The 21,946-nt window shown below is 46.7% G+C and carries 20 protein-coding genes; 16 read left to right on the plus strand and 4 right to left on the minus strand.

Annotated elements, in window-relative coordinates:
- Positions 1–18: 18 nt before the first annotated feature.
- Both MLD56_RS08365 and MLD56_RS08370 read right to left on the minus strand, forming a co-directional pair.
- Positions 19–516, minus strand: coding sequence for a sporulation membrane protein YtrI (locus tag MLD56_RS08365; RefSeq protein ID WP_029516610.1), 498 nt, complete (start codon positions 514–516; stop codon positions 19–21).
- Between the two features lie 12 nt (positions 517–528).
- Positions 529–858, minus strand: a complete 330-nt coding sequence (locus MLD56_RS08370; RefSeq protein ID WP_013309582.1) for a YtrH family sporulation protein — start codon at positions 856–858, stop codon at positions 529–531.
- A gap of 137 nt (positions 859–995) precedes the next feature.
- Here MLD56_RS08370 and MLD56_RS08375 point away from each other — a divergent pair, with 137 nt between their 5' ends.
- The 6 genes from MLD56_RS08375 to pyk all read left to right on the plus strand — a co-directional run bounded on the left by MLD56_RS08375 (position 996) and on the right by pyk (position 9,292).
- On the plus strand, positions 996–4,673 hold the full coding sequence (locus tag MLD56_RS08375; protein WP_029516611.1) for a DNA polymerase III subunit alpha: 3,678 nt from the start codon (positions 996–998) through the stop codon (positions 4,671–4,673).
- 165 nt (positions 4,674–4,838) lie between these two features.
- Positions 4,839–5,336, plus strand: a complete 498-nt coding sequence (locus MLD56_RS08380; protein ID WP_023987905.1) for a phosphatidylglycerophosphatase A family protein — start codon at positions 4,839–4,841, stop codon at positions 5,334–5,336.
- Between the two features lie 153 nt (positions 5,337–5,489).
- Entirely contained in the window at positions 5,490–5,678 is a 189-nt protein-coding gene (locus tag MLD56_RS08385; protein WP_013309585.1) for a hypothetical protein, read from the plus strand.
- A 180-nt stretch (positions 5,679–5,858) separates the two neighbouring features.
- Positions 5,859–6,752 carry an acetyl-CoA carboxylase, carboxyltransferase subunit beta gene (gene accD, locus MLD56_RS08390; RefSeq protein ID WP_029516612.1) on the plus strand — a complete coding sequence of 298 codons (894 nt, stop codon included), beginning with the start codon at positions 5,859–5,861 and terminating at the stop codon, positions 6,750–6,752.
- Positions 6,753–7,736: an acetyl-CoA carboxylase carboxyltransferase subunit alpha gene (locus MLD56_RS08395; RefSeq protein WP_029516613.1), complete on the plus strand. Its 984-nt coding sequence runs from the start codon at positions 6,753–6,755 to the stop codon at positions 7,734–7,736.
- Between the two features lie 125 nt (positions 7,737–7,861).
- Entirely contained in the window at positions 7,862–9,292 is a 1,431-nt protein-coding gene (gene pyk / locus MLD56_RS08400) for a pyruvate kinase (protein WP_029516614.1), read from the plus strand.
- A 99-nt stretch (positions 9,293–9,391) separates the two neighbouring features.
- Here pyk and MLD56_RS08405 read toward each other — a convergent pair whose 3' ends face one another.
- A complete protein-coding gene (locus MLD56_RS08405; protein ID WP_029516615.1) occupies positions 9,392–10,267 on the minus strand; it encodes a LysR family transcriptional regulator in 876 nt (291 codons plus the stop codon).
- A gap of 208 nt (positions 10,268–10,475) precedes the next feature.
- Here MLD56_RS08405 and MLD56_RS08410 point away from each other — a divergent pair, with 208 nt between their 5' ends.
- The 7 genes from MLD56_RS08410 (at position 10,476) to MLD56_RS08440 (ending at position 16,819) form a co-directional block, all read left to right on the plus strand.
- Positions 10,476–11,399, plus strand: coding sequence for a phosphate ABC transporter substrate-binding protein (locus tag MLD56_RS08410; RefSeq protein ID WP_029516616.1), 924 nt, complete (start codon positions 10,476–10,478; stop codon positions 11,397–11,399).
- A 106-nt stretch (positions 11,400–11,505) separates the two neighbouring features.
- Positions 11,506–12,438 carry a phosphate ABC transporter permease subunit PstC gene (gene pstC / locus MLD56_RS08415; protein WP_029516617.1) on the plus strand — a complete coding sequence of 311 codons (933 nt, stop codon included), beginning with the start codon at positions 11,506–11,508 and terminating at the stop codon, positions 12,436–12,438.
- Complete coding sequence (pstA, locus tag MLD56_RS08420; protein WP_023987910.1) at positions 12,438–13,334, plus strand: phosphate ABC transporter permease PstA; 897 nt, start codon at positions 12,438–12,440, stop codon at positions 13,332–13,334. Before pstC ends, pstA begins: the two co-directional genes overlap by 1 nt.
- Positions 13,335–13,351: 17 nt before the next feature.
- Entirely contained in the window at positions 13,352–14,194 is an 843-nt protein-coding gene (pstB, locus tag MLD56_RS08425) for a phosphate ABC transporter ATP-binding protein PstB (protein WP_029516618.1), read from the plus strand.
- Positions 14,195–14,481: 287 nt separating this feature from the next.
- On the plus strand, positions 14,482–15,771 hold the full coding sequence (gene pelA / locus MLD56_RS08430; RefSeq protein ID WP_029516619.1) for a pectate lyase: 1,290 nt from the start codon (positions 14,482–14,484) through the stop codon (positions 15,769–15,771).
- Between the two features lie 134 nt (positions 15,772–15,905).
- Positions 15,906–16,424, plus strand: coding sequence for an acyl-CoA thioesterase (locus MLD56_RS08435; protein ID WP_029516620.1), 519 nt, complete (start codon positions 15,906–15,908; stop codon positions 16,422–16,424).
- The gene (locus MLD56_RS08440) at positions 16,421–16,819 is read left to right on the plus strand and encodes an FxsA family protein (RefSeq protein WP_013309596.1); all 399 of its coding nucleotides are present in this window, start codon (positions 16,421–16,423) and stop codon (positions 16,817–16,819) included. Before MLD56_RS08435 ends, MLD56_RS08440 begins: the two co-directional genes overlap by 4 nt.
- Before the next feature lie 29 nt (positions 16,820–16,848).
- Here MLD56_RS08440 and ytvI read toward each other — a convergent pair whose 3' ends face one another.
- Entirely contained in the window at positions 16,849–17,967 is a 1,119-nt protein-coding gene (gene ytvI / locus MLD56_RS08445) for a sporulation integral membrane protein YtvI (protein WP_029516622.1), read from the minus strand.
- A 345-nt stretch (positions 17,968–18,312) separates the two neighbouring features.
- Here ytvI and citZ point away from each other — a divergent pair, with 345 nt between their 5' ends.
- The 3 genes from citZ to mdh all read left to right on the plus strand — a co-directional run bounded on the left by citZ (position 18,313) and on the right by mdh (position 21,830).
- Positions 18,313–19,425, plus strand: a complete 1,113-nt coding sequence (gene citZ, locus MLD56_RS08450; protein WP_029516623.1) for a citrate synthase — start codon at positions 18,313–18,315, stop codon at positions 19,423–19,425.
- Positions 19,426–19,576: 151 nt separating this feature from the next.
- Positions 19,577–20,872 (plus strand): NADP-dependent isocitrate dehydrogenase, encoded by a 1,296-nt coding sequence (icd, locus tag MLD56_RS08455; protein ID WP_029516624.1) that lies wholly within the window; start codon positions 19,577–19,579, stop codon positions 20,870–20,872.
- A 16-nt stretch (positions 20,873–20,888) separates the two neighbouring features.
- Entirely contained in the window at positions 20,889–21,830 is a 942-nt protein-coding gene (mdh, locus tag MLD56_RS08460) for a malate dehydrogenase (RefSeq protein WP_241113495.1), read from the plus strand.
- The last annotated feature ends 116 nt before the right edge of the window (positions 21,831–21,946 follow it).

A 21,946-nucleotide genomic window follows, 5' to 3' on the forward strand; every position in this document is an offset into this window, starting at 1 on the left:
TGAAGTCGAATAGATCGACTAGTGGCTTTCAGGCAATCTTTCTTTTGCTTCCAGCCAAATTTGCAGCACGCCTTCCATTACAAGCATCGTTTTGACCTGGATCGTATACTCCTTGTCACGAACGGTGTATTTTTTTTGGTGCAGCAACATACGTACCAGCTTGCTGTCAGAGTCAATCTCGAACATATCTCTGCCACGCAGCACCTCCAGATCACGACTGACACGGCGAAGAAGTTCCTTCAGGTTGATAGGATCAATTTTTTCGGCCGAAGCTTCCTCCGCGATCAGCTTGATTTCTTTGACAACGGTTTGGCGCTTGCTGTATTTGCGCAATGTTTTGTTGTCCTCCTCGGCTTGCTGGAGCTGGAATTGAAGATCCTGGTTGTTCGTCCATAGCTGATTGAAGCTGGCATGCCAGATGACGTTGTAGATGATGCCTCCCGTAATCATACCCAGTACAAAGACGGAGGACAATTGCATAAAAGGACGCAGGCGCTCAAAAGGGGGAACTCTCATAGTCGTTTCACCTCACGGTCGTCCGTTGCCGCATACCCACTTGACCAGCTCTGCACCCATATGAGCGCCTAAAAAGGCGAAAATCAAATACAATATCTGCTTAATGGCAGGTGACAAATTACCATCCAACATATTGCTTTCAATGACCCGAATCGGGTCCATCGTCCCCCCCACAGCGGCGGCAAGCGCCCATATTTTAATTCTTCCGGCAACCTCTAGCATCGTCTGGGTGGGCGGCTGAAGCGATACCACAGCTCCCATTCCGCCGAGCATGGCTCCCCCGAGCACGATGCCGAAGGCAATGAAGAAGTCGAGAATCGCTTTGGATATAAAAGTGCTCATGCTCTTTTCCTCCTTAGGTATACGAATCAAGACCGCGCTTGTCCGCCGAGGTCTGTACTTTTATTCTATGGGCGCTACTAACGCGGATATGATAAAATAGTTTGAAGAAAATCAAGCGGTGAAAGGAAGAGAAGCGCATGAGTTCATTTGTGCATTTGCATGTTCATAGCGAGTACAGCCTGCTGGACGGCGCGGCTCGTACCGCGGAGTTGGTCAAACAGGCATCAGCTTATGGAATGAAGGCGCTGGCCCTTACAGATCACGGGGTCATGTACGGTGCCATTCCTTTTTATAGAGCGTGTGTAGAGAACGGCATTAAGCCGATTATTGGGTGTGAGGCCTATATGACGGCAGGATCGCGCAAGGAGCGTGGCAGCCGCAAGGATCAGCCCATATATCATTTAATTTTGCTCGCCAAAAATAAAACAGGCTATCAAAATCTGATGAAGCTGTGCTCCATCGGCCATTTGGAGGGCTTTCACTATAAGCCGCGCATCGACATGGAGGCTTTGGCTGCTCATCACGAAGGCATCATATGCCTGAGCGCTTGTTTGGGCGGTGAAGTGCCGCAGCATTTACTGCATGGTCGGGAAGCCGAGGCACGACGAGCAGCGGAACGATATCGTAACATTTTTGGCGATGATTTTTATCTGGAACTCCAGGATCATGGTCTTTCGGAGCAAAAACGTGTAAATCCTCTCTTGATCGCACTGGCGAAGGAACTGGATATTCCACTGGTCGCGACGAATGACGTGCATTACTTGACTGAGCCAGATGCGGACGTGCAGGATGTTCTGATCTGTATCGGGACAGGAAAGACAGTTGACGATGAGGAGCGTTTGCGTATACCAACACGTCAGTTGTATCTGAAAAGTCAGGAGGATATGGCTCGTTTATTCCCGCATGTGGCAGAAGCCATCGCCAACACGGTGCGTATTTCTGAAAAATGCGAACTGGAGCTGGAATTCGGTCAATCCATTTTACCTGAATATCGCCCGCTGCCGGAAGGAATGACCTCTTCGTCCTATTTACGCAATCTGTGCGTGCAAGGGCTGGAGCGTCGCTATGGAAGCGATTCCGGATGGAAGCAGCCGGAGGAACGGGAAAGGCTGAACCAACGGCTAAACTATGAGTTGAATACCATTGACAGTATGGGTTTCAGCGATTATTTCCTGATTGTATGGGATTTTATTGCCTTCGCACATAAGCATAAGATTGCAACGGGACCAGGGCGTGGTTCCTCAGCAGGCAGTTTGGTTGCCTATGTGCTTAACATCACGAATGTCGATCCGATGAAATACAATCTTCTCTTTGAACGGTTTCTGAATCCCGAACGAATTAGTATGCCGGATATAGATATCGATTTTAGTGATGAGCGGCGTGACGAGGTTATTGACTATGTAGTACAGAAGTATGGAAATGAGCATGTAGCGCAAATTATTACCTTTGGAACGCTGGCGGCAAGAGCCGCTGTCCGTGACGTCGGCCGTGTATTGAACGTGCCGTATGGCGAGGTGGACAAGGCAGCCAAGCTGATTCCGGCGCAGCTAGGTATTAATATCCGTCATGCGCTAGAAATTACCCCGGAGCTGAAAACGCTATATGAAACGAAGCCCAAGACACGTGAACTGTTGGATATGGCGATCAAGGTTGAAGGAATGCCTCGTCATGCTTCGACACATGCAGCGGGTGTTGTCATTTCGCGGACTCCATTGACCGATGCGGTTCCGCTGCAAGAGGGGAGCGAAGGAGTGCCTTTGACGCAGTACTCGATGGAAAATCTAGAGCGCATTGGTTTGCTTAAAATGGATTTCCTTGGGCTGCGTACGCTCTCCATTATTGAACGGTGCATACACTGGATTGCGGAAGAGCATGGAGACACGCCTGATTTTAGCCGTATTCCCGATAACGATCCCCATACCTATGACTTGCTGGGCAAAGGAGATACAGGAGGTGTATTCCAGCTGGAGTCGGCCGGTGTACGCCGGGTACTCAAGGATTTGAAGCCGAGTGTATTTGAGGATATCATTTCTGTCCTGGCTTTGTATCGTCCGGGTCCAATGGGTTTTATTCCTAACTTTATACAGGCCAAGCATGGTCAGATCGAGATTTCTTATCCGCATCCTGACTTGGAACCGATCTTAAAGGATACGTACGGTATTATTGTGTATCAGGAGCAAATCATGCAGATTGCTTCGCGCATGGCGGGCTTTTCCCTGGGAGAAGCCGATCTGTTGCGCCGGGCTGTGTCCAAGAAAAAGCGCGAAGTGCTGGATCTGGAGCGCGGACATTTTGTTGAAGGCAGTATCAAGCAGGGATACACGGAGGAGGAGGCCGGCAGGGTTTACGATATGATTGTTCGTTTTGCTGACTACGGCTTCCCGCGTGCTCATGCAGCTGCTTATGGTGTGCTAGCATTTCAGACGGCTTATCTAAAGGCACATTATCCAGTACAATTCATGGCTTCAATGCTGACGGCGGTGATGGGAAGTCATCGGAAAGTGGCTGAATATGTCGTCGAATGCCGTCGTATGGATATCGCAGTGTTGCCGCCTGATGTAAATGAAAGCAGGGTGCTGTTTACTCCATTACAGCAAGGAAGCATCCGTTTCGGCCTGGCTGCAATTAAAAATGTTGGCACACAGGCGATGGAGAGCATTCTCGCTGTTCGCAAGGAACGGCCTTTCGACAGCCTGCTCGATTTTTGTCGACGTGTCGATTTGCGAGTATGTAATAAGAGAGTAATTGAATCGCTTATTCAGGCAGGGGCCTTTGACTCATTGACGGGTCATCGGGCACAGTTGCTTGCCATGCTGGATGAAACGGTGGATGCAGCCGTCAAGTGGCGCAAGGAACGGGATGACTTGCAAATTGATATGTTTGGTTTTGTGGAAATGCCCAATTGGGATATCGAATACCCCAATGTACCCAAATTCAGTGCCAGCCAGCAGTTAGAGCTGGAACGTGAACTGCTGGGACTGTATTTATCCGGGCATCCGTTGGATGATTTTGAGTCGCTTTTGGAAAACAGCGAGGCGGATCGTCTGATGGAGCTGGGCGATGTGCCAGATGAAACGGTTGTTGTGACCGCAGGCATGGTAGTGTCACTCAAAACGATTACGACCAAGCAGGGTAAGGCTATGGCCTTCATTGAGCTGGAGGATCAGATTGAGCGCTGTGAGGTTGTGTTGTTTCCTGAGGTGTGGAAGCGGAGCCAGCAGTGGATTGAAAAGGGGGCTTTGCTTACGCTTCGAGCCAAGATGCAGCAGCAGGACGAGCACTTCAAGCTCCTTGCGGATGAGACCGCCCCGCTGGCGGAAGACTCGCTGGCACGGCTCCTCCAGCGCCGACGTGCCAGTACGCGCTCGTCCGCCGCAGCTGGAGCATCCTTACCAGCTGCTGGTTCTGCCGCTGGCGGCCCAGGCGGGAGCGCGTCGCGTGTGTCGTCCCCGCCTTCGGCAGCCACTGCATCTGCTTCGCCTCAATCGAAGGCGGATCGCCCCGTGGCGGCGGCTTCACCGCGCGGAGTCGAAGCGGCTCGCGGTGAGCAGGTGCCGGTCCCGCGCAGCGCGGAGCCGACCACTCGTCAGCGGGTGTTTGTCAAGATCACCCGCCAGGCTGAGGAGGACGCCAGCTTGTTGGTCAGTCTCAAGGCGCTGCTACAGGAGCATCCCGGTGCTATGCCTACCGTACTTTTTTATGAGAGCAACCAGCGTCTGCTGGCGTTGAGCGATGCTTACAGTATTAAGCCCTCTCCTCAGCTTTTTGATCAAATGGAGTCGATGTTGGGTGAAGGCACGGTGAAAGTCAAATAATAGGTACACAGTACCCGCCCTTATTGTAACGGTTTAATGAACATTTTCCTTCCCTCCCGCATACACTTGGAAAACTGGCGGAACAGGGGTTCAACACGCACCCTGCACCATAAGGTCCCGCACGGTGAAAGAATTGAACTGCACGGTGAAAGCGGGAGGGAAATTATGTCCTATGAATATGCAGAAACTTTGCTAAATCGCAGAGGCATTCGTATCGAGTCCATTGCGGACATTGTTTTTCAGCTTCAGCTAAAATATTATCCTCATTTGACGATGGAAGAATGTATAGACAGTGTCAAAGCGGTTTTGCAAAAGCGCGAGGTTCAATATACCTTGCTCACAGGCATTGCGCTCGATGAATTGGCTGAAAAAAAACTTCTCCCTCAGCCGCTGCAAGCCATTATGGAGGCAGACGAACCGCTGTACGGAGTGGACGAGACACTAGCTCTTGGAATTACGAGTGTGTACGGCATGATTGGCTTAACCAGTTTTGGTTATCTGGATAAGGAAAAGACGGGGATTATCGAACAGCTGAACCAAAAAGGCAGTGGTATTCATGTGTTTTTAGACGATCTTGTCGCCGGACTGGCTGCCGCTGCTTCTTCGCGAATTGCACATCGGAGTCTCCATGCCAAGCATTATCCTGCATCATTGGATGCTTAGTTGACCTGTGTAAACAGAGTTGATGATTTTCTAGGCCCTCCGACGGAACTTAAATGATCAGGAGGGCTTTTGTTGCGGGAAAAAAGTAAGGTATGTTATCATGAGTCTATTATATGGGCTCAAAACTTGAGGCTTAGGGGGTAGAAACAAGGCATGTGGACGGTGATTTATATTGCACCGACGGCCAGACTGGCTGACATGATTAAGCTCAAACTGTCTGAAGAAGGTTTTATGGTGCAGGCCCGGGCCATCAGCGCATCCAAGCAACAGTTTGAGATACTTGTGCCTTCGGGTGAAGTCGAAGAAATTCAGGAAGTGCTTAATTCGATTTTGCGCCCTTGAGTCCGGAACGGCGGAAGTGATACAGCAGCATGAGTGGAACAAAGGATGCACGATCGGCGGTAATGTTTTAGGAACAGGCGTTGACGTGTGTATGAACATAATGCTTAGAGGTGCCGCATAGACGGCAGAGGACCTTGTATCGGTTACGGCTGACAAATAAACGGCTGGAGAGGTGTAGTTGTGTTTAAAGATTTATTCCAAAAGAAGCGTAAATACGCGACCATCCCTTCGGAACGGGCGCTGAGCGGCGATCAAGCGGACATGCCGGATCGTCCCAAACGGGAAATTCCCGAAGGTCTTATGACCAAATGTGGCAAGTGCGGAAGTATTCAATACAGCAAAGAACTAGAGAAAAATTTGAAAGTGTGTCCGGTGTGCGGATACCATATGCGTTTGAATGCAATGGATCGCATTCGCATGGTGCTCGACGAAGACACGTTTACGGAATATGATGCCGATATGATTTCGGTTGACCCGCTGGACTTTCCGGGATATGCGAGCAAGCTGGAGCAACAGACCCTGAAATCTGGCTTGCGAGAGGCTGTCGTTACGGGCGACGGCCTTATTTATGGACATCCTGTTGTCGTTGCTGTGATGAGCTTTGACTTCTTTACTGGTAGTATGGGTTCGGTCGTAGGAGAGAAAATTACGCGCGCCATTGAGCAAGCAATAGACAAGCGTCTGCCGCTAATTATTTTCTCAACTTCCGGCGGAGCACGTATGCAGGAAAGTATTTTAAGCTTGATGCAGATGGCAAAAACAAGTGCTGCTCTTGCTCGTCTGGATGAGCAGGGATTGCTCTATATTTCTGTTATCACCGACCCGACTACAGGTGGAGTATCCGCTAGCTTTGCTACGCTTGGAGATATTAATATCGCAGAGCCAGGAGCTGTATTCGGTTTTGCAGGGCGTATTGTAATTGAACAAACAATCAGACAGAAGCTGCCGGATGATTTTCAAACTTCCGAATTTAATTTGCAGCACGGACAATTGGATATGGTTGTACATCGCAAGGAACTGCGCGATACCCTTGGGCAACTGCTTGATCTACACAGTGTGAAAGGGGAGGAATAGATGGCTGGCGAATTGCCTTATGAAAAGCCCCTGGTCGAGATGCGACAGAAGATCGAAGAACTCAAGCAATTCGGACAGGATAAGCAAATTGATTTTACAGATGAAATCAACCGTCTCGAGGAACGTTATCTCGAGATGGAAGAAGAAATATATTCGAACATTACAGCACCACAAAAAATGCATTTGGCTCGTCATCATCAAAGACCAACGTCTCTTGATTTGATAGAGCAGGTGTTTACGGATTTTATTGAATTACACGGCGACCGCTTGTTTGGAGATGATTTGGCGGTTGTAGGCGGGATTGCCAAGCTGAATGGTATTCCGGTGACCGTCATTGGCCAGCAGCGTGGTAAGGATACGAAAGATAACATTGCACGTTTTTTTGGTAGTGCCCATCCGGAAGGATTCCGTAAAGGCTTGCGTCTGATGCAGCAGGCTGAGAAATTTAAACGCCCTATTATTACATTCATTGATACGAAGGGCGCTTATCCGGGTAATACAGCAGAGGAGAGAGGTCAATCGGAAGCGATTGCCCGCAACTTGCGGGAGATGGCAAAGCTTTCGGTGCCTGTTATTTGTGTGGTCATCGGCGAGGGTGGAAGCGGCGGTGCGCTTGCGTTTGCAGTCGGTAACCGTGTGCTGATGCTGGAACATGCCATTTATTCGGCCATTTCTCCAAACGGTGCAGCCTCGATTCTATGGAAAGATGCTTCCAAGGCCGATCAGGCAGCTGAAGCCATGAAGATTACGGCTAATGACCTCCTTCGCATGGAAATTATCGAGGATATTGTGCCGGAGCCGAAAGGGGGCGCGCATCGTAACTATGAAGTGACCGCTGCCGCAATCAAGGAGCTATTGGAACGTCATTTGGCGGAACTTACCAATATGAACTGCGATGAATTGAGGGAAGATCGGTATCAGAAATTCCGAAAAATAGGTCAATACACCTTCTTGAAGTCTTCGGAAACTGAACCTATGTTGTAATACGCTGTAAACGGGTAACAATAAATATGACGAACTTCCTATACAAATAGGAAAAAGTGTAGTAGATTTAATTGTTGGAAAAAGATATAAAGAGTAGCACCTTTGAAAACGGAGGAAAAACCCAAATGCGCAAAACTAAGATTGTATGTACCATCGGTCCTTCCAGTGAGTCATTGGAAAATGTGAAGAAACTGATTTTGGCTGGTATGAACGTAGCCCGCCTGAATTTCTCTCACGGTGATTTCGAGGAGCATGGCAACCGGATTAAAAACATCCGTCAAGCTTGTAAGGAGCTTAACAAAAATGTTGCTATTTTGCTCGATACGAAGGGGCCGGAAATCCGGACAGGAAAGCTCGAAGTTGAACCTATTGAGCTTGTTCAGGACGAGTTCATTACGCTGACAACGGAAGAAATTCTCGGTACGCAAGATCGTATTTCTATTACGTACAAAGATCTTCCCTCGGACGTGGAGCCCGGCTCCACCATTCTGATCGACGATGGTCTGATCGGACTCACCGTTATTGAAGTATCAGGCACTGAAATCAAATGCCGCATTGTCAATGGCGGAACGATCAAAAGCAAGAAGGGCGTTAACGTTCCAGGCGTTGCAATTTCTTTGCCTGGTATTACGGAGAAAGATGCTAATGATATCATTTTCGGTATTGAGCAGGACATTGATTTCATCGCGGCTTCTTTTGTTCGTAAAGCAAGTGATGTACTGGAAATTCGTGAATTGCTGGCGAAACACAATGCAAGTCATATTCAAATCATTTCCAAAATCGAAAATCAGCAAGGTGTGGACAACCTGGACGAAATTTTGGAAGCTTCGGATGGCCTGATGGTTGCCCGTGGTGACCTTGGTGTGGAAATTCCTGCTGAAGAAGTACCTCTGGCGCAAAAATTGATGATTAACAAATGTAATGTAGCTGGCAAGCCTGTTATTACGGCAACACAAATGCTGGATTCCATGCAACGTAACCCGCGTCCGACTCGTGCGGAAGCAAGTGACGTGGCGAATGCTATTTTTGACGGAACAGATGCAATTATGCTGTCCGGCGAAACAGCTGCGGGTAAATATCCAGTAGAATCCGTATTGACAATGTCACGTATTGCAGAAAAAGCTGAGTCCTCTCTGAACTACCGTGATTTGTTCAAAAAACAAAGAACGGCTCAAGAGATTAGTATCACAGAAGCAATCAGCCAATCCGTTTCTATTTCTGCACTTGACTTGCATGCTAAAGCGATTCTGACGTCCACACAAAGCGGAACAACGGCGCGTATGATTTCTAAATACCGTCCAGAAGCTCCGATTGTTGCTGTGACAACACAGGAAAGAACAGTTCGCCGTTTGGCTCTGATCTGGGGCGTACATGCAGTACAAGGCAGACCAATCGTTGACACAACAGACAGTCTGTTTGACAACGCGCTGGAAGGTGGTCGCAAATCTGGCCTCGTTAAAGAGGGCGATTTGGTTGTGATTACTGCGGGCGTACCTCTTGGTGATTCCGGTTCTACGAACCTGATCAAAATTAGCTGCGTTCCAGCACAAGCGTAATTAAAGCCTCCGTGAAATAATACCGAGGCTGTATGTATCGTTACAACAAGCAAAAGAGCATTCAAGTCAATAAGACTTGGATGCTCTTTTTTATGTTCTCTAGCTTTTTATTTCTAGTCCTTCTTGTCGTATGAAATCAAGGAATGCCTGTTGCATTAAGTTCATGTGTGTATCTTGTTGATACACGATGTTTATTTGATAATCAGCCTCGGGATAAGGAAGCCATTCCACCGAGGGAACAGCATTTTCATGATTATCGACTCCGCTTGCAGGAAAGAAGGCAAGCGCCTCTCCGCCGCTTACGACTTGCTTTACCGCTTCCCAAGAGTTGATTTCCAGATGGGGCTTAACTAGCGAGGAGTACAGATCTACAACGGATGAACCGCTATATTTTACCCATGTGTGCTTGTCCAGCATATCGGTTCCATCGAACTCCTCTAATTTGACTTCAGGTGCACGTGCAGAACGGATAACTCCTACTTGATCTGAAGCCACTGGCTCTGCCACTGTATACTCTGGAAGAGATCCTCTATCGTCGAGAAAAGCAAAATCAATTTCCCCCTGTTTCAGTAGCTGCCTAATTGCATCCGGGGATTGAATCTCTAACTGAATACGACAATCTGGATACCGCTCAGCAAACTTAGCCATCAAAGTGGGGAGGAGATACGTACCTGATATCGACTCAGCACCTAGATGTAATTGACCCTGTGACTCTTCTGTCAGTTCATCTACAGCTTGTCTAGCTTCTTGCTCCAGAGAGATGATTTGCTTTGCGTAAGGTAATAATTTTTTTCCAGCTTCCGTTAGCATAATCCTGCCTTGTTGAAGAGAGAATAGGGAAACACCCATTTCCTTTTCCAAGCTTTTCATATGAAAGCTGACGGTAGGTTGTTTGACTTGCAAAGCTTCGGCCACATCCGTCGCCTTATGGAATTTGTCGATCAGCATCAAGATACGCAATTTTAGAATATTCATGGAATCCAACAGCTCTCCTTATATGTCCATTCATATATGAATTTCAAACTATAGATTAATTATATATCGAAAAATAATTTATCTATCAATATTTTATATTTGTTTTACAAAACCACGTCGTTCGTCTAACATTCCAGGCCTACAATGTAAAAGTGTTGATGGTCATAAATAAAAAACCGTCACTTAACTAAGGGGAGGACAATAAAAAATGTTGAAAAAATGGCCGTTCATTCTGATGACTCTCACCATGGTATTTGCACTTGCAGCTTGTGGATCAGGTAACAATGCTGCACCACAAGGAGAAGCTGCTACAGGAACAGACAATAAAGCAGCTGCTGAACTGACAGGAAACATTCTGGCTGTGGGCTCCACTGCACTTCAACCATTGGTAGAGCAAGCGGGACAAAAATTTATGGCTGTCGATAAATATAAAGGCATTGCAGTTCAAGTACAGGGCGGCGGTAGCGGTACTGGCTTGACTCAGGTTTCCGGCGGACAAGCGGACATCGGTAACTCCGACGTGTTTGCAAAAGAAAAACTGGAGAGCGGTGCAGATGAGCTGGTCGATCACCAAGTAGCTGTTGTAGCCATGTCAGCGGTAGCGAATCCTAAAGTAGGCGTTACAGACCTGAAAAAAGATCAATTGGTACAAATCTTCACAGGTAAAATCACAAACTGGAAAGAAGTTGGCGGTGCGGATCAAAAAATCGTTATTGTAAACCGTCCAAGCAGCTCCGGTACTCGTGCAACATTTGAAAAATACGCATTGGGACAAAAAACAGAAGATCTGCCGGGCTCCATTCAAGAAGATTCCTCCGGTACTGTGAAAAAGCTGATTGCTGAAACACCGGGTGCGATTGGTTATCTGGCTCTGTCCTACATCGACAACACAGTAACTGCTTTGAAATACGATGGCGTTGAAGCTAACGTTGAAAATGTAGAACAAGGTAAATATCCAGTGTGGGCTTACGAGCATATGTACACTAAAGGTGAGCCAAAAGAGCATGTGAAAGCATTCCTGGACTACATTCTGTCAGATGAAATCCAAAAAACGGATGTCGTAGACTTGGGATACATTCCAGTATCAGGTATGCAAGTGAAACGTGATGCTGACGGTAATATCACGAAATAAGGAGAGTCACACCTCCTGTTCGATGAACGCAGCTAACGCGAGTATATTCACGAAGAAGAGGCGGACTAGCGTCCGGCCTCTATTCTTCGGTTAAAGGAGTTACAGTATGGGACCAATTGAAGGGAAGGCATACATGGAACAGAATAAACGATCCCGAGTTATGAAAGAAAGACATTACTGGGAAGAATGGACCGGCCGCATATATACGTCGGTTTGTGTCGTTTTTTTAGTTGCGGTTATTGTCTCCATCGTATATTTTGTTGCCTCCAAAGGTGTAGCTACATTTGCGGTGAATGGAGTCAGTCTGCGAGAGTTTTTCTTTGGAACCAAATGGAGTCCGGATGGCGAGCCTAAGTCCTTCGGCGCACTTCCGTTTATTACGGGTTCTTTTGCAGTAACCATACTGGCGGCTTTAATTGCCAGTCCGCTCAGCTTATGTGCGGCTTTATTTATGACGGAAATTGTGCCGAAATCGGGTAAGCGTATCCTTCAACCCGCGATTGAATTATTATCCGGTATTCCGTCTGTTGTATATGGCTTTGTCGGCTTGACCGTAATCGTCCCGCTGCTACGGAACGTGTTTGGAGGACAAGGCATCGGCATTCTGGCAGGCTGCCTAGTGTTGTCAGTCATGATTTTGCCGACGATTACGAGTATTATGGCGGATGCGTTGTCTTCCTTGCCGGGGGGGCTACGTGAATCCTCTTATGCTTTGGGTGCTACCCGCTGGCAGACAATTGCTCGTGTTATTATTCCGACGTTGTTGCCTGCTCTTTTAACAGGAATTATTCTCGGTATGGCTCGTGCCTTCGGAGAAGCGTTGGCTGTACAGATGGTAATCGGGAATGCTCCGCACATACCGCATTCCTTGCTGGAATCCGCTTCGACCTTGACCAGCGTCATTACACTTAGCATGGGGAATACAGCGATGGGCTCCGTTCATAACAATGCTCTCTGGAGCATGGCGCTTGTTCTTCTGCTCATGACATTCATTTTCGTGCTGCTGGTAAGGCTGCTTGAAAGGAGAAACCGGGTTTGATGAAAGCTAAAACGACCGACAAGATCGCTACATTTGTAATCTGTTTCTTCGCTTTGTTCATTGTTGCACTTTTGGTGGGATTACTGGGCTTCATTTTGGCCCGCGGAGTCAGTCATATTTCTTTTGACTTTTTAACCAGTGCTCCCCAAACATTACGTGCAGGCGGTGGTATTGGCCCACAACTGTTTAATTCCGTATTTTTGTTAATCTTAACTTTGATTATCACCATTCCGATTGGCTGGGGCGCAGGTATTTACATGGCGCAATATGCAAAGCCGGGGAAAATTACGGACTTTATACGACTTGTCGTCGAAGTATTGTCCTCCTTCCCGTCGATCGTCATCGGATTGTTTGGACTACTACTTATCGTAAATACGTTTGATTTTGGCTTTTCCCTCTTATCAGGAGCCTTGGCTTTGGCCGTATTTAACCTGCCGCTGATGGTTCGCACAACGGAGCAGGCTTTCCGAGCTGTGCCGAAGGAGCAAAAGGAAGCTGGACTTGCGCTTGGATTGTCCAAGTGGAAAATCATTACCTCCATTTTGTTGCCAGCTGCGCTGCCAAGCTTGATTACGGGTACCATTTTGGCCGCAGGCCGTATTTTCGGGGAAGCCGCAGCATTGCTGTTTACAGCAGGGATGAGTACGCCGCCGCTTGATTTTACTGATTGGAATCCATTGCATGCTAGATCGCCTATTAACCCGATGCGACCTGCTGAGACATTGGCTGTTCATATTTGGAAGGTCAATAGTGAGGGGATTGCTCCTGACTCCAAAGATATTGCTGCAGGCGCTTCTGCCGTACTGGTGCTGCTTGTGCTTGCATTCAACTTGAGTGCAAGATGGTTCGGAAGAGTTGTATACCGCCGTCTGACAGCTGCCAAACGTATGGATTAGAAAGGGGATGGAGAACAATGGAACATGTGATTACGCGAACGGCAAAAACCGCCGCACCAGCAACATCCGTTCAGTCTACGCGTTCGGAACAGCTTGTGGGACAACCGCCGCATCCGTTCAGTACTGAGGATTTGAGTATTTATTATGGTAGCTTTGAGGCTGTGAAAAAAGTGAATCTAGCCTTTCCCGAGCAGACAGTGACTGCCCTGATCGGGCCTTCCGGCTGCGGTAAATCGACCTTTTTGCGCTCCCTTAATCGGATGAATGATGAGATTGCATCTTCCTCTACAACGGGACACATCTGGATGGATGGACAGGATTTGACGGCACCGGAAACGGACGTGATCAAGCTGCGTCAGCAAATTGGCATGGTGTGGCAGCGTCCCAACCCTTTTTACAAATCCATTTACAATAATATCGCCTTCGGTCCCAAATACCGTGGGGTGCACAAGAAGAAACAGCTTGATGAAATCGTCGAAAGCAGCCTGCGTAAAGCAGCATTATGGGATGAGGTCAAGGATCGCCTTCACGACTCCGCTCTAGCGCTGTCTGGCGGGCAACAGCAGCGGCTTTGCATTGCACGTGCTCTATCCGTTCAACCGAAAATTCTGTTACTTGACGAGCCAGCTTCAGCGCTGGACCCTGTGTCTACAGGCAAGGTAGAAGAGCTTATTACCGAATTGAAAAAAGAATTGCGCATCGTTATTGTGACGCACAATATGCAGCAGGCTGCACGAATTTCCGATTATACTGCTTATTTTTATATCGGAAGTCTGGTTGAACATGGGAAAACGAACGATATTTTCACGAATCCTGAAAATGAGCTGACTCAGGAGTACATCATGGGTCGATTTGGGTAAGCGATGTTGCTCATCGACCTACTTTATATTAGCTTTACGTAAAATCCTCTTACTAATCCGGCATTAGTAAGAGGATTTTTATTGTTTTCAAAGTTTTTTAACTTTTTTAATCTATTAGTAAATTAAAATATATTGATCGTTTGGATATATTTTCATATAATACAACTAACTATTTATCATGCATAAATAGTGGTTCAGTCCCTCTCACTATCCAAAAGAATCCTCAGCAAGAATGTATAGGTTAAACTGAACGCAATGACCCAACTTAAAATAAGGGAGAGGTTCAAATGAAGAAGAAGATGTGTCCAACTGTAAAGATGATAGCGCTTTCAAGTTTGGCGATTACAGTAACGTCAGGGCTCCTAAGTCCCTCATGGGCTGCGGCACAGGAGATTGTGCCGGCTACATATGATTCAGTACGTGAATCGGCTACTGCTTCTTATGAGCTTACCACAGATTCAGCTGTGGGACGGGACGTTTATGGTGACGATGTAAATTCAGGTGTGTTGGATCGTGAGCAATTATTTGGGCTGTCGGCTGTGGCGAAGCCAACCGCTGTTGTCAATACAGACAGCATCCTAAACAAGATGCGCGATTTCAGTAAGTTTTCTACGGGGAATACATCCAAGGATACTACACTTGCCTTAAATATTGTATCCTGGCAATTGCCACATGGCGGATTCTTCAAAGCTATGGAAAAGAATTATAAATCCAAATGGGATGGCAAAGCTGCACGCTCCACATGGAAGAGCAAGGATGGTGTTGAACTCGGAACGTTCGATAACGAGGCGACGACAACCGAGATTCGCTTTTTGGCGGATGTATACAAAAAAACCAAAAATAAAGACATTAAGATCAGTGTACAAAAAGCAGTTGACTTCGTACTAACTTCTCAATATTCCTCCGGTGGCTGGCCTCAAGTATACCCTAAACGTGGTAATTATTCCGATGCTGTAACTTATAATGATGATGCAATGGTCAGAGTTATGGTTTTGGCTGACGATATCGTGAACAAGAAGCAGCCGTTTGATAGCGATATTCTGGATAACTCTTACCGCTCCAGACTTCAGCAAGCGCTAAACAAAGGTATCCAGTACACAATTAAATCTCAAATTGTAAATAATGGTACACCAACAATCTGGGGTGCACAGCACGATCCGGCTACTTATGCATCTGTTGAAGCCCGGGCATTTGAGTTACCTTCCAAAACAACTACGGAATCAGTAGGCATTACTGCTTTTCTCATGTCCCAGCCGCAAACCGCTGAAGTGAAAAAAGCGGCTCAAAGTGCTTTGAAATGGTTTGACGCGAACCGAATCGACGGTATGAAATACAATCGTCAAGGTCCGGAGTTTTTCCAAAAGGACGCATCGAGTGTAATGTGGTATCGGTTCTATAATGTGGAAGACAATAAATACTTCTTTTCAGACCGGGATGGCAAAAAGTATACCGACATCATGAAAATTAGTGAGGAAAGACGACTCGGTTACGCCTGGGCGGGAAGCCAAGCTAAGAGCTTGCTTAAGCTGGCTTCGGATAGCGGATATTATAAACTGTCCAAGCCGTTGCCACAATAATAAAGGCATTATTATATATGATTTGCGAGGGAGGACCGGTCGGTCTGCCCTCTTTTTGTTCCCGGGCTGTAAATATGGTTTAATGGAGAGAGGGCAAAATAGAGATAAAGATGCACAAAGATAGGAGAGCTTGTATGACTCAAGAGGAGAAACAAACGGAATTACGCTGGTATGGCGCACCGCTACGTGTCCGTTATCAGGAAAGCGACCAGATGGGGGTCGTATATCATGCAAATTATTTGAACTGGTTTGAGATCGGGCGTACCGAAATGATCCGACAGACGGGTTTTAACTATCGGAGCATGGAGGAACGTGGAGTTTTACTGCCAGTTATTGAAATCAATGCGAAATATGCGAGTCCTGCTCGATATGATGATTTAATTACCGTTTATACCGCAATTACCGACTTCTCCAGACTGCGTCTAAACTATATCTATGAGGTTCGGCGGGTAACGGATGATGAGCATCAAAGGTATCTGGGAAAGGTATGGACCCAGGCAGACACGCTGCCGGGAGAGCTGCTCGTCACTGGGATGACACGTCACGTATGGGTGAACACCGAATGGAAGCCCGTTCGACTGGACCAGGCGCTACCTGAGCTGTACACTGCATTAAGGTTTGCTTTTACAGGCGGGGAGGGACAGAAGTCATGATGATGCGTAAACGTCTGTGGCTGTTGCTGCTGCTCATTCCTTTGGCGGAGCTATACGGGTTTATATGGGTAAGTCACTGGATTGGAGCAGGCAAAACGATTTTACTCATCATTCTGACGACGCTAATCGGGGCTGCCATGATGCAATTTGAAGGTCGTAAGGTGATTGCCGATGCGAAAAATGAAATGAATCGGGGACAAATGCCCGGCCGTAAAATGCTGGATGGATTATGTGTCTTTTTTGGTGGGAGTTTGCTGCTTATCCCCGGATTTTTAACAGATATTATTGGTTTTACGTTGGTGTTCCCTTTAACACGAGCGTTGTACCGACGTTTTTTATTAAAGTGGCTGGAGAAAAAAATGAAAAACGGCAGTATTACGTTTCGGCGGTTTTGACGTGAGCTGCCGTTTTTCCTATCCATGATCTAGCGGACTCTTCCTGCGAGAATATAATTGCGCAAGTCCTGAATGACATTCGCACGATTCAGTGCATCAACGACAATGAGTGATACAGGTCCGATAATGAGTCCTAAAACGCCAAATAGCTTGAGCCCGATGAACATACCGATAAGGGTGGGAAGCGGGTTTAAGCCCACGCTGCTGGCCAGCACCTTAGGCTCCACGATCTGTCGTCCAATCAACAGGATGATATAAAGGATCGACAATCCTACCCCTAGCGCCAAATTACCAGACATATACGTATACAGTATCCACGGAATCATCACAATGCCAACCCCCAAATAAGGTAGCAAGTCCACCAGCCCGATCATTAAACCGATGGTAAAGGCGGATTCCACACGCAATATGAACAGCCCAACAATGACCGTTAATGCCGTAATGGAGATGATAATAAACTGTGCACGCAAATAGCCGTACAGTGCTTTACGTAGATCGTGCCATATATCCGACAATGGCTTGCGAATCGTATCAGGAACCGTGTTTGCGAGCATCCGACTATGTCGGTCCCAATCCTTACTAATAAAAAAAGCTGCTAATACAATAACCATTAGAACTGCTCCCATATTAGGCAGAGAGGTCAGCAAGTTCAAAACCCCATTAAAAAATTGAGCGACTAGCGTAGTGACAGCCGAACTGACGGTTTGAGTTGTTTTATCAATATTACTGTTAATGGTGTGTTGGTAATCCGGATTATCCCGGATGAAATGGTTAATTTCAATAATTACATTTTGAATCAAATCGCTTTGTGTCCAATCGATAAACAGGCTTTTAAAACGCTCAATATGCCCGTCAAAAGTCATGGCTAACTTTATAACTTCTCGAACCATGCGGGTGATTGCTGCAGACAGGATAATTGCAATTCCACCTAAATATACAAATAATGAGACCGTGACAGCCGTCCAACGTGGCATACGGGCTTTGTTACGCAGAAAACCAACCAATGGATTCATGGCATAAGCCACAAGCCAGGCGAATAGGAAAGGATAGACGAGAGGGAAAAGCACATATATGCCCAATAACAGAGCTACAATCACGATTGCCACCCATAGAGCACGAAATATGCGATTCAGGATTAACCGGCTCAAGCTCTCACGACTCCTTTCTTTTACGATAGTATTTCATAAAATAAATGCTCTACTATACATATGCGGGAAAGGGGGGAGACAAGACCTGTGTAAAAAAGTGCAAATGAATCAATATTTTTTGTAAGGGGTTTCAAAAATTTATTTATGGAAGCGATAAAACATTTGAATGTGTTGGAATAGCCCTCAATGTTCACATAAACGACAAAATCCAGTATAGTGAAAGAAGGTTTAAATATTGACATATGGCGTTAACATTACTCGGCTATTTAAAAGGCATATCTTACTTTTGAAAATGTTTACATTGCAAGTCCGTTCACAATGTTTTTACAAAGGAGAGATGTAACGATGACAGCGACTAAAGGTCTGGAAGGGATCGTAGCGACCACTTCCTCCATAAGCTCTATCGTAGATGGCGTTCTCACGTACCGGGGTTATAACATTGATGATTTGGCTGTTAACGCCGATTTTGAAGAGGTAGCTTATTTGTTGTGGTTTGGGAAATTACCTGATAAAGAGCAATTGCAGGAGCTTCGCAACCAGTTAAGCGAATACGCTGCTATTCCGGATGAAATTGTTACTCAATTAAAGTTATATCCGAAAGATTTGAGCACGATGGCTGCCTTGAGATCAGCCGTATCGTCTCTCGCTTTGTATGACCCAGAGGCGGATGATATGTCGAGAGAGTCTAATGTGACCAAAACCGTCAAGCTTCAGGCGCAATTGCCTACCATTGTGGCAGCTATAGCACGTATACGCGAGGGCTTGGAGCCGATTGCGCCTAAAAAAGGTATTTCTATCGCTGAAAACTTTTTGTATCAGCTGACTGGCAAGGATCCAGAGGAGACGGCTATTAAAGCGTTCAATCAGGCTCTCGTGCTGCACGCCGATCATGAATTAAATGCCTCTACCTTTGCTGCGCGTGTAACGGTAGCCACATTGTCGGATATTTATTCCGGAATCACGTCTGCAATTGGAGCTTTAAAAGGACCACTGCATGGTGGAGCCAATGAGGCTGTGGCCAAAACGCTGGAGGAGATTGGTGGTTTGGATCAGTTGGACTCCTATATCCAGGCGAAACTGGATAATCGCGAAAAAATTATGGGCTTTGGACACCGAGTCTATAAAAACGGTGATCCGCGTGCCAAGCACTTGCACAAAATGTCCCGCGAGCTGGGGGAAATGAACGGCGACACAACGTTGTTTGATATGTCAGTTCGAATTGAGGAAATTGTAACAGGACAAAAAGGCTTGAAGCCCAATGTGGATTTTTATTCTGCCTCTGTGTATACCCAACTGGGTATCAAGAGAGACCTGTTTACACCTATTTTTGCTATGAGTCGTGTATCCGGTTGGACAGCGCACATTTTAGAGCAGTATGAAAATAATCGCCTGATTCGTCCTCGCGCCGAATATACAGGTCCAATGGATCAAAAATACGTATCACCAGAGTTGCGCTAACCCCTTGTCGAAGGAAGATTGAGGTTGTATACCCTGAATTTAAAAAATAAGATACAATAGAGGGGACGACGAGAGATGTACGTTTTTGTCTGTGATAAAGATCATGTCTTTCGTCCTGTACCCATTCATATCTGAGGAGGAAAAGGAACTTATGGCGAAATTTGAAAAGTTTGAGCTCCCAACTGAAGGCGAAAAAATTACGATTGATAACGGTCAACTACAGGTTCCGAACCATCCGGTAATTCCGTTTATCGAAGGTGACGGCACGGGTCGCGATATCTGGAAAGCCTCCAAGCGCGTACTGGACGCAGCTGTAGAAAAAGCATATAACGGCAGCAAAAAGATTGCCTGGTATGAAGTATTCGCTGGTGAGAAAGCTTTCAATACATACGGCGAATGGCTCCCTAACGATACTTTGGAAGCCATCCGTGAGTATATTGTAGCCATTAAAGGTCCGCTTACGACACCTATTGGCGGTGGTATCCGTTCGTTGAATGTGGCATTGCGTCAGGAACTGGATTTATACGTATGTCTGCGTCCTGTTCGTTATTTTAACGGTGTTCCTTCTCCAGTGAAACGTCCTGAATTGGTAGATATGGTTATTTTCCGTGAGAACACAGAAGATATTTACGCGGGGATCGAGTATGCTGAAGGGTCCGAAGACGTGAAAAAGGTTATTCAGTTCCTCCAGCAAGAGCTGGGTGTGAACAAAATCCGTTTCCCTGAAACCTCTGGTATTGGCATTAAGCCAGTTTCTTCCGAGGGTTCAAAGCGTCTGGTACGGGCAGCCATTCAGTATGCAGTTGACCACGGACGCAAGAGTGTAACGCTTGTACACAAAGGTAACATTATGAAATTTACCGAGGGTGCCTTCAAAAACTGGGGTTATGAAGTGGCTGAGGAAGAATTTGCAGATAAAGTATTTACTTGGGCCCAATATGACGTAATCAAGGAAAAAGACGGTGAGGATGCGGCTAATGCAGCTCAAAAAGCAGCTGAAGATGCAGGCAAAATCATTATCAAGGATGCGATTGCTGATATCGCACTTCAGCAAGTACTGACTCGTCCTTCTGAATTTGATGTGATTGCTACGCTCAACCTGAACGGGGACTATCTGTCCGATGCTCTTGCTGCCCAAGTTGGTGGAATTGGTATTGCGCCAGGTGCGAACATTAACTATGTAACAGGGCATGCTATCTTTGAAGCTACACATGGTACAGCACCAAAATACGCCGACAAAGATGTAGTGAACCCTGGTTCCGTCATTCTGTCGGGCGTAATGTTGCTTGAACACTTGGGTTGGAAAGAAGCGGCTGACCTGATTTACAAAGGGCTGGAGACGTCCATTAATAAGAAGATTGTAACTTATGACTTTGCTCGTCTGATGGATGGTGCTACACAAGTGAAATGCTCCGAGTTCGCAGATACCATTATTAGTAACCTGTAAGGAAGGGGAATACCACTTGTCCATTCAACGTAAAAAAATATCCATTGTTGGCGCCGGTTTTACCGGTGCCACTACCGCATTGCTGCTGGCTCAAAAGGAGCTAGGTGATATCGTACTGATCGATATTCCGCAACTAGAGAATCCGACCAAAGGCAAGGCGCTTGATATTTTGGAGGCCGGTCCGGTACAGGGATTTGACAGTCAGATCACGGGCACTTCCAATTACGAGGATGCAGCTAACTCAGATATCGTCATTATTACAGCTGGGATTGCACGCAAGCCGGGTATGAGCCGTGATGATTTGGTAAATACGAACGCACGAATTGTAAAATCCGTTTGTGAGAACGTGAAGAAGTATGCGCCAGATTCTATTGTTATTATTCTGAGCAATCCGGTAGATGCTATGACCTATACTGCCTACCAAACACTGGGTTTCCCGAAAAATCGGGTTATTGGCCAATCCGGTGTGCTGGATACAGCGCGATATTGTACCTTTATTGCACAAGAGCTTAACGTTTCCGTCGAAGACGTGCGCGGCTTCGTTATGGGGGGCCACGGTGATGATATGGTGCCCCTGGTACGCTATTCCAGTGTTGGAGGTATACCTATCGAAACCCTGATTTCGCAGGAACGTATCGAAGCGATCGTACAACGTACACGCGGCGGTGGCGGAGAGATCGTCAACCTGTTGGGTAATGGTAGCGCATATTATGCTCCGGCAGCTTCGCTTGCACAGATGACGGAAGCGATTGTAAAAGACAAAAAACGGATTATCCCAGTCATCGCCTATCTGGAGGGAGAGTACGGCTATCAGGATTTATTCCTTGGCGTACCGACACTTCTTGGTGGCAATGGCATCGAAAAAGTGTTCGAGTTGGAATTGACAGCCGAAGAAAAAGCAGCGCTCGATCAATCCGCGGAGTCGGTCCGCAGTGTGATTAAAATAGTTACCGTTTAGATTCAATTTTCTACTAAAACGGTGACTATTACCTGAAGAGGTGTCCCTAAGCCATAGTCATGGCCGCGGGACACCTCTTTTACTCATAAACAGAATATAGGGAATCTATTCGTTTT

Origin of the sequence: Paenibacillus peoriae (genome assembly GCF_022531965.1) — a bacterium.
In the GTDB taxonomy this organism is placed as follows: domain Bacteria; phylum Bacillota; class Bacilli; order Paenibacillales; family Paenibacillaceae; genus Paenibacillus; species Paenibacillus polymyxa_D.